This window comes from Protofrankia sp. CiP1_Cm_nod4 (assembly GCF_982290645.1).
This window is the reverse complement of record NZ_CEVIVC010000010.1, coordinates 16,778-24,993: the sequence shown is the minus strand read 5'-3', so window position 1 is coordinate 24,993 and position 8,216 is coordinate 16,778. Positions and strand designations below refer to the sequence as shown.

Here is an 8,216-nt window from a genome sequence, read left to right as displayed (position 1 = left end):
AAAGCCCGGATGGTGGGGTGCCTTCGGTCTACGGGGTTGTGAAGGAGCAGCGGGGGCCGGTGGCCTTGGCCAGCCGGAGATCCAGGGTGGCAAGCTTGGCGTCCAGCGACTCGGCGAGCGCCACGTACCAGCCGTCGTACGCGGTGATGTTCTCCCGCAGCTCCCACACCCGGGTGGCGAACGGCTCGTAGGCGAACAGTTCGACCCGTAGGCTCAGCAGGTCCGCGTGGGCCAGGGCGGCGGTGTCCGCCGAGATCTCACCGGCCAGGGCGGCCCGCCGCAGCACATTCGTGACCTCCACCGGCATGAGATGAGGCGCGGCCAGGTCATCGGTGGCAAGCAGGTGGTCCGCCCAGGTCCCGACCGGGCCGCTGTCGACGAGTGCCGCGACCACGAGACCGGAGTCGACGACGAGGGTCATCTGCGGTCGGCGTCATGGTGGCCGAGGATCGACTCGACCGACAGGTGGCTGCCAACGCGTTGCTTGCGGTCACGGACCCGTGTGAGCAGCACCTCCGCGTCCGGCCGCCGGGCCAGTTCGATCAACTGGGAGCGCAGGTACTCCTGGAGGGAACGGCCGCTGAGCGCGGCCCGCGCGGCGAGTTCGTCACGGGTCCCGTCAGGGACGTCCCGAATCGTGATTGCGGTGACCATAGCAGCATTCTGCTGCTGGAAGCAGCGGATAGCAAGCGGCTGGCGTATGCCTGCAGACGTCTCGTCGGTGGTCCGCCGGGTCTGTCGGTGAGTTTCTGCTGTGTCCGTCGGTGTGCGATACGGGGATCTTTATCGGACAGGCTGATCGTGTTCTCGGCCGGCCCGGGCGGGGCCGGGGGAGGCAATCGGTTGGGCAGCCGCTGGTCCGCCTCGTTAAGGTCGTGACCGTGAGCAGCTCAGCCAGGATTTCCGACTCCGCCGGCTCCGCCGCCGGCCCAGCCGTCGACTCGGCCATCGATCCCGTCATCGACACGTTGTGGGAGAACCCCGACGTGTCCGAGACGCCGGACGGCCGCGACGTGTACGACGTCGTAGTCGAAGCGGTCAGCCTGTTGGACGCAGGGAAGGCGCGGGTCGCCCACGTCACCGACACCGGTGACGTCGTCGTGGACGAGCGGGCCAAGCGTGCCATCCTGCTCGCCTTCCGGGTCCTGCCGATGGCCGAGTCCGCCGCCGGGGACTTTCGCTACCACGACCGGGTGCCGTTGAAGACGTCCTTCGACGGGGTGCGGGTGGTGCCGGGCGCGATCGTCCGCTGGGGCGCGTATGTCGAGCCCGGCGCGGTGCTCATGCCGAGCTACACCAACATCGGCGGATACGTCGGGGCCGGCACCCTGGTCGACACCTGGGCGACGGTCGGCTCCTGCGCGCAGATCGGCCGTCGGGTGCACCTGTCCGGCGGCGTCGGCATCGGCGGGGTGCTGGAGCCGCCGAACGCGAAGCCGGTGGTGGTCGAGGACGACGCGTTCATCGGCAGCCGGTGCATGGTCGTGGAGGGCGCGCGGGTGCGTCGCGGCGCGAAGCTCGGCGCGGGCGCGATCCTGACCGCGTCCACCCATGTCTTCGACGCGGACACCGGCGAGGAGTACCCCCGGGGCGAGATCCCCGAGCGGGCGGTCGCGGTCGGGTCCAGCCGGGTGAAGTCGTTCCCCGGCGGGGACTACGCGCTGCCGTGCGTCCTCGTGCTGCGGACCCTCGCCGAAGGCGAGATCCACGACAAGCTCGCGCTCAACGACGTCCTGCGGGAGCACGGTGTCGCACCCTGAGCCGGGGAGGCGAGGCAACGGGGAGAGATGCCGACGAGGGAGACGAAGCGACGGGGAGACGAAGCGACGTGAGCCCGGGCATGCGCCTTGATCTGAGCCTGTCGGCGACGGAGCTGACCCGCGCTGTCGTCGACATCCCCTCGCCGAGCGGGGCCGAGAGCACGCTCGCGGACGCGGTCGAGGAGGCCCTGACCGGCCTCGGCGGGCTGCGGGTGGACCGTGACGGCGACGCGGTCGTGGCCCGGACCGGGCTGGGCCGGCAGACCCGGGTGCTGCTCGCCGGGCATCTGGACACCGTCCCGGTCGCGGACAACCTGCCCAGCCGGCTGGTGGACGGGCACCTGTACGGATGCGGGACCTCGGACATGAAAGCCGGGGTGGCCGTGATGCTGCGGCTGGCGGCCGCTCTCGCCGGCTCAGCCGCGCCCGCTGGGCCCGCCGGCTCCGCTGGTGTCGCTTCGTCCGCATGGTCCGGGGGCTTCGTTCCCGCGCACGACGTGACCTGGGTCTTCTACGACAACGAGGAGGTCGACGCCGTCCGCAACGGCCTGCGCCGCCTGGCCGCGAACCACCGGGACTGGCTGGACGCCGACCTCGCGCTGCTCCTGGAGCCGACATCGGGCGAGATCGAGGCCGGCTGCCAGGGCACCCTGCGGGTGGCCGTCACGGTGCCGGGACGCCGGGCGCACTCGGCCCGGTCATGGCTCGGGGAGAACGCGATCCACCGGGCCGCGCCGTTACTGGAACGGCTCGCCAGCTACCAGCCGCGGACGGTGACGATCGACGGCTGTGTGTACCGGGAGGGCCTCAACGCCGTACGGATCACCGGCGGAGTGGCCGGCAACATCATTCCGGACGCGTGCGAGGTCCTGGTCAACTACAGGTTCGCTCCGGACCGTGATGTCACCCAGGCGCTCGGTCACGTCCGGGAGGCCCTGGACGGGTTCCCGGTCGAACTGACCGACAGCGCGGCCGGCGCGCTGCCCGGGCTGACCGCGCCGGCCGCGGCCGCGTTCGTCCAGGCGGTGGGGCGCACGCCCGTCGCCAAGTACGGCTGGACCGACGTGGCCCGGTTCGCCGCCCTTGGCATCCCGGCGCTCAACTACGGCCCGGGTGATCCCAACCTTGCCCATACCCGGGACGAACACGTCGCGCTGGGGCTGATCGACGCCGCCGAGGACGTGCTGCACCGCTATCTGGCCGGGCCGGCCGCCGGCCGCGGGCGGCGGTGAGCGCGCCGGCGTCATGACGCGAACCCGTCGTAGGGGGATCGCTGTGGGAGGGGCCGGAGCGGGAAGGGCTGGAGCGGGAAGGGCTGGAGCGGGAAGGACCGGCCGTGCGCATCAGCGGGTGATGCCGGCAATACCCGGGACGAGACCGGCGCGCAGCGCGTCGATGATCGGTGTGGGTATGCCGGTCGAAGCCGCCCAGGCCAGGACACCGCCGTTTCGTGACCGCAGCAGGTCGAGGAACATGTCCATGGTCCGGGCCTGCAGCAGTGCCGGGCCGAGCCCGGCCGGGCTCGACGCGCCGTACAGTGGATTCTGCTCCAGCCGGGCGGCGATGTGGTGCGCGTGGTGGTTGCTGCGCAGGAAGTCCCGCGCGATCTCGTCGTTCCTGACCCCGACCAGGCTCAGGAGAATAGCCGCTATGAGACCGGTCCGGTCCCGGCCGGCGGCACAGTGGAAAAGGACGGGGACGTTCCTGTCCAGGGAATCGGCGATGATGCCGAAAACCTTCCCGATGGTGGCTGAGCCTTCCATGAGGTTCTTGTAGTAGCCCTCGGCGAGCGCCGCGGGATCGCGGCCGTCGGGAAACGGCTCCCGGCCGATCCGGCCCTCCGGCATCACGGAGAGATGGTATGTCTCGAGTTCCGGGAAGATGCGCTGGTCCTGCAGCCCGTCACCGTCGGCCTCCTCGGCCGTCCGCAGGTCGATGATGACACCGATTCCCGCTGCGTCCAGGAGATAGCCGCGGTCGCTCGCCGACAGGCCGTGCAGCGCGTCCGACCTGAACACGAGCCCGTGCCGGGTGGCCTGCTCGTCGTGCAGCGCCAGTCCACCAAGATCCCGGAAGTTGAACAGGCTGTCGAACTCGAAGGACACTGGCCGGCCCCCTCGACATGTATAAAAAGATCTTGCCGTCCGGTGGCAGAAGTGAATCCTACCCCAGGCCCGGGGCCCGCGAGGTGTCCGTTGAAATCACATCCGGCAACAAGTGGTGGGCGGAGGGCCCGGAATATGTCATGACCCGACGGCGCCGGGGAACGGCCGTCGGCTGCCCGTTGCCTTCGTGCCGGGCGCCGGAGGTACGCGCCGTGGCCGGCCCGGCCTCGCGGCAGGGCCGGCCACACGCTGGGCGCGGCCGGCGGGGCGGGCGGTATCCCGGTGCCTGGTAATCAGAGCGGATCCGGCCCGTGACGACATACGGGATTCACGTCCACAACAATTCCGTAATAACTGGGCCGGAATAGGCGGCGAAGTGGTGGCACCGTAACGTCCGGGACAGGTGTCGGGAATCGGGCGGCCCCGTCCTCGTGACGGGCTCCGGTGGCCCCGGGAGGCGATCGCCGGAACGCGGGAGGCCCGTTCCGGGCGCGGGGCCGCGCCGTGTCCGCAACGTCGCTACGCGAGAGCCCGGCGCGAGACGGCGAGGTCGCGGGTGCCGCGGATCGCCGCCACCGTCTCCAGGATCTTCCGGGTCGGTGCCACCTGGTGGGCCCGGAAGATCCTGGCGCCGAGCCACGCGCTCACCGCGGTCGCGGCCAGGGTGCCTTCCAGCCGCTCCGTCACGGGGCTGTCGAGGACCTCGCCGATGAAGTCCTTGTTCGACAGGGCGACGAGCACCGGCCATCCGGTGGCGGCCAGTTCCGGCAGCCGGCGGGTCGCCTCCAGGGAGTGGCGGCTGTTCTTGCCGAAGTCGTGCCCGGGATCGACGATGATGCCCTCGGGCCGCACGCCGAGCGCCCTGGCGCGTTCGGCGAGCCCGGTCGTCGTGGCGACGATGTCGGCGACCACATCGTCGTAGGTGACCCGGTGCGGGCGGGTACGCGGCGGCTGGTGCCCGGCGTGGGTGCAGACCAGGCCCAGCCCGTGCTCGGCGGCGACCTCGGCGAGCCGGGGGTCGGCGCCGCCCCACGCGTCGTTGAGCAGGTCGGCGCCCTCGGTCGCCACGATCCGGCCGACCTCGGCGCGCCAGGTGTCCACACTGATCACGATGTCGGGGTGCCTGGCGCGGACCAGCGCGACGAACCCGCCGACCCGGCGCAGCTCCTCGGCGGTGTCGACATCCTCACCGGGAGCGGCCTTGACCCCGCCTATGTCGATGATCCGGGCGCCTTCCGCGACCGCGCGCTCGACGGCGGCCAGCGCCTCGCGCTCGCCGTAGGTGGCGCCCCGGTCGAAGAAGGAGTCCGGCGTCCGGTTGACGATCGCCATGATCACCAGGTCGGACGGGTGGAACGTCGACGAACCGAGCCGCAGGTCGCCACCACAGCCCGCGGGGAACACCGGGAGAGGGGCATCCGGTGCTCCTGGCGTACCGGCGGTCCCGACGTCGGTGGGCATCCGGGCCAGCTTAGCTGGTCACCCGTCCACGGACCGCCGCGCGGCCGAGGGGCAGGGGCCGCCGGCCGGCTGTGGGCAGGGGCCGCCGCGCATCGCGGACTTCCCCGAGCAGCCCGGCAACGGCGGCAAGCGCGCGGAAGGGGTGGCACATGCGGCGGGACTCCGCCAGCCGTGTAACGATCGTTGGGTGTTGCTCGCTGTCGAGATCGTGGTTGTCGCCGCCATCGTCTTCGCTGTCGCGGCCCTGGCGGTGGGCAGGTTCGACCGGTTGTCGCCCGCTCCGCGCGACGCGGCTGACCAGCGCCTGCCGTCACCGACGATGTCCGCGGACGATGTGGCCGGTATCCGGTTCGAGATGGCGCTACGGGGATACCGGATGGCCGACGTGGACGCGGTGCTTGCGCGCCTTGCCGGCGAGCTCGCCTGGCGTGACGCCGAACTCGCGCGGCGGGACGAGGAGATGGTGCGGCTGGCCTCCTTCGCCCGGCTCGATCGCTACCCCTGGCCCGCCCGGGGCGCGGACCAGGATGGCTGGGGCAGCCAGGCCGAGGGCCCGGATGTCACGGGCACCCGCCAGCCGACGGACGCCGCCGGCATACGGCGTCTGTCGGGCACACCGGACGGCCCGCACGGCCCGCTGCCCGCGCCGCCGCCGGGCTGACGCCTGCCAGCGCCGTGCCTGCCGGCGGGCTGCTGGCGCCCCGCCAGGCCCTGGCGGCGGCGTGGCGTGTTGTGCTGCTGTTGTGTCGAGCCGCGGCGGGTGGCGTGCGGGCGACACGGCGGTGACTTTCCCGTCGTCCACGGTGTCCTTATCGTTGGTGTTGGTTCGAATCGTGTTCGTGTTGGCGGTCCGGGGGTGCCTTTGGTGGTTTGCGGACCTGTCAGCCTGTGTCTGTTGTGGCGCTGCGGGGTGACGTGTTTCGGTTCCCGGCCTGTTCTCCGGGATAATCGCTGGTGGTAGCAGGTCCGACGGCAGGAAGAGGTGCACCGATGGCGGCCATGAAGCCGCGGACGGGTGACGGTCCGCTCGAGGTCACCAAAGAGGGGCGCAGCATAATCATGCGCGTCCCGCTCGAAGGGGGTGGCCGTCTCGTGGTGGAGCTGTTGCCTGACGAAGCGAAAGATCTTGGGGACGCCCTGAAGTCGGCGGCCGGCTAAGCGTGCGCAGCCAGCGTGCCTGACGTTGTGGACAGTGGTTGGGCTGCTGCCCGTCCGCCGATTGTGAGGCCGTGGGCCGGCGCCCCGCTGGACGCCGGTGCCCCGGTGCTGGCTTTGCTGACCCTCCCGCCGGAGAAGGCGGGTGCGTTCGCGGTGGTCACCCCGGCCGGGCGCGCGGTCGGCGAGTCCCTCGGCATCGATCTTGATCTTCTGCTTGCGGGGGAACGCGCCAGCGGTGACCAGGGCGAGGTGATCGCCATCCCGCTGGGGCGTGCTGCCGGCCCGCGTAAGCTGCTGCTGGTGGGGGCCGGCAAGCGGGACGCGGCGGCGTGGCGGGCCGCCGGTGCCGCGCTGGCCCGCCGGGCCGGGCCGGCCGACCGGGCCGCCGTGCTCGCCGACGCCCGGGCCGGTGTGGACGCGGCCGCCGCACGGGCCTTTGCCGAGGGCCTGGCGCTGGCCTCCTACCGGCCGTTCGCCGCTTGCGGGCATCCGGCCGCCGCGGTGGGCGGGACGAGCGCGCCGCGCGGCGCGGCTGGTCATGCCGATGACCCCGGCCTCGGCGGCACCCCTGCCGAGCCCGTCACCGTTGAGCCCGTCACCGTTGAGCCTGCCGGTACCGGTACTGGTGTCGAGTCCGCCGCCGATGCCGGGCCCGACGTCGCCGACGAGCCGTCGAGGATCCTGCGTGAGGTGACGCTCGTCGTCCCGGATCCGGACGACGTCGGCCTGCGGGCGTCGCTCGCCGCCGCCGCCGCGGCCGCTCGTGCCGTCCACCTCGCCCGTGATCTGATCAATACGCCGAGCCTGCTGAAGTCACCGGCCTGGTTCGCCGACCGCGCGGTCGAGCTCGGCCGGGCCGCCGGCCTCGACGTCGAGGTGCTCGGCCCCGACGAACTGGCCGGCGAGGGCTTCGGGGGGCTGGTCGCGGTGGGCGCGGGCTCGACACGCCCACCCCGGCTGGTGCGGCTGACCTACAGCGGCCCTTCGGCCGGCGCTCCCTCGGCCGGCGGCCCCTCGTCGGACGGGGCGCGCGCGTCGGCGGACGCCCGGCACGTGGTGCTGGTGGGCAAGGGGATCACCTTCGACTCCGGTGGCCTGTCGTTGAAGCCCGCGACGTCCATGACCACCATGAAGACCGACATGTCCGGCGCCGCGGCCGTCCTGGCGACCATGGTGACGCTGCCGGCCCTGCGGGCTCCCGGGCGCGTCACCGCGCTGCTCTGCCTCGCCGAGAACATGATCGGCGGGGGCGCGCTGCGGCCCGGGGACGTCATCTCCTGCTGGGGCGGCACCACCGTCGAGGTGCTCAACACCGACGCCGAGGGGCGCCTGGTGCTCGCGGACGGGCTCGCCTACGCCGCCACCCTGGCACCGGACGCGATCGTCGACCTGGCGACCCTCACCGGCGCGGTCACGATCGCGCTGGGCCGCAGGACGGCCGGCCTGTTCGCCTCCGACGAGGTCCTGGCCGAGCAGCTCTCGTCCGCGGCGGCGGACGCGGGCGAACGGGTGTGGCGCCTCCCGCTGGTCGAGGACTACCGGCCGGCGCTGGAGTCCACCGTGGCCGACCTGGCGAACACCGGTAGCGCGCTGAACGTCTCCGGTGGGTCGATCACGGCCGCGCTCTTCCTGCGGGAGTTCACCGGTGGCCTGCCCTGGGCACATCTGGACATCGCCGGCACCGCCCGCTCCGACTCCGACGACGGCGAGATCAGCAAGGGCGGGACGGGCT

Annotated in this window: 9 protein-coding genes; 5 read left to right on the top strand and 4 right to left on the bottom strand. The window is 72.3% G+C overall.

The window, feature by feature from the left end; all coding sequences use genetic code 11:
• Positions 1–28 precede the first annotated feature (28 nt).
• The gene (locus tag AC5LSR_RS03915) at positions 29–421 is read right to left on the bottom strand and encodes a type II toxin-antitoxin system VapC family toxin (protein WP_250283596.1); all 393 of its coding nucleotides are present in this window, start codon (positions 419–421) and stop codon (positions 29–31) included.
• Positions 418–654 (bottom strand): FitA-like ribbon-helix-helix domain-containing protein, encoded by a 237-nt coding sequence (locus AC5LSR_RS03910; RefSeq protein WP_250283598.1) that lies wholly within the window; start codon positions 652–654, stop codon positions 418–420. The genes AC5LSR_RS03915 and AC5LSR_RS03910 overlap by 4 nt, the downstream gene beginning before the upstream one ends.
• A gap of 227 nt (positions 655–881) precedes the next feature.
• Here AC5LSR_RS03910 and AC5LSR_RS03905 point away from each other — a divergent pair, with 227 nt between their 5' ends.
• Both AC5LSR_RS03905 and dapE read left to right on the top strand, forming a co-directional pair.
• The gene (locus tag AC5LSR_RS03905) at positions 882–1,760 is read left to right on the top strand and encodes a 2,3,4,5-tetrahydropyridine-2,6-dicarboxylate N-succinyltransferase (protein WP_250283600.1); all 879 of its coding nucleotides are present in this window, start codon (positions 882–884) and stop codon (positions 1,758–1,760) included.
• Positions 1,761–1,840: 80 nt separating this feature from the next.
• Positions 1,841–2,992, top strand: coding sequence for a succinyl-diaminopimelate desuccinylase (gene dapE / locus AC5LSR_RS03900; RefSeq protein WP_250290037.1), 1,152 nt, complete (start codon positions 1,841–1,843; stop codon positions 2,990–2,992).
• Positions 2,993–3,103: 111 nt separating this feature from the next.
• Here dapE and AC5LSR_RS03895 read toward each other — a convergent pair whose 3' ends face one another.
• Together AC5LSR_RS03895 and folP are read right to left on the bottom strand one after the other, a co-directional pair.
• On the bottom strand, positions 3,104–3,865 hold the full coding sequence (locus tag AC5LSR_RS03895; RefSeq protein WP_250283604.1) for a tyrosine-protein phosphatase: 762 nt from the start codon (positions 3,863–3,865) through the stop codon (positions 3,104–3,106).
• Between the two features lie 519 nt (positions 3,866–4,384).
• The gene (gene folP / locus AC5LSR_RS03890) at positions 4,385–5,326 is read right to left on the bottom strand and encodes a dihydropteroate synthase (protein WP_250283606.1); all 942 of its coding nucleotides are present in this window, start codon (positions 5,324–5,326) and stop codon (positions 4,385–4,387) included.
• 187 nt (positions 5,327–5,513) lie between these two features.
• Here folP and AC5LSR_RS03885 point away from each other — a divergent pair, with 187 nt between their 5' ends.
• The 3 genes from AC5LSR_RS03885 to AC5LSR_RS03875 all read left to right on the top strand — a co-directional run.
• A complete protein-coding gene (locus AC5LSR_RS03885) occupies positions 5,514–5,987 on the top strand; it encodes a DivIVA domain-containing protein (RefSeq protein ID WP_250283607.1) in 474 nt (157 codons plus the stop codon).
• A gap of 329 nt (positions 5,988–6,316) precedes the next feature.
• Positions 6,317–6,484: a DUF3117 domain-containing protein gene (locus AC5LSR_RS03880; protein ID WP_013872340.1), complete on the top strand. Its 168-nt coding sequence runs from the start codon at positions 6,317–6,319 to the stop codon at positions 6,482–6,484.
• A 105-nt stretch (positions 6,485–6,589) separates the two neighbouring features.
• Positions 6,590–8,216: leucyl aminopeptidase family protein (locus tag AC5LSR_RS03875; RefSeq protein ID WP_493468147.1), on the top strand; the 1,627-nt coding region annotated here is incomplete at its 3' end.

Bases quoted from the DNA above. Each gene is read 5' to 3' on its own strand.
- folP (WP_250283606.1), bottom strand. From the start codon at position 5,326: ATGCCCACCGACGTCGGGACCGCCGGTACGCCAGGAGCACCGGATGCC.
- AC5LSR_RS03910 (WP_250283598.1), bottom strand. From the start codon at position 654: ATGGTCACCGCAATCACGATTCGGGACGTCCCTGACGGGACCCGTGAC.
- dapE (WP_250290037.1), top strand. From the start codon at position 1,841: ATGCGCCTTGATCTGAGCCTGTCGGCGACGGAGCTGACCCGCGCTGTC.
- AC5LSR_RS03915 (WP_250283596.1), bottom strand. From the start codon at position 421: ATGACCCTCGTCGTCGACTCCGGTCTCGTGGTCGCGGCACTCGTCGAC.
- AC5LSR_RS03880 (WP_013872340.1), top strand. From the start codon at position 6,317: ATGGCGGCCATGAAGCCGCGGACGGGTGACGGTCCGCTCGAGGTCACC.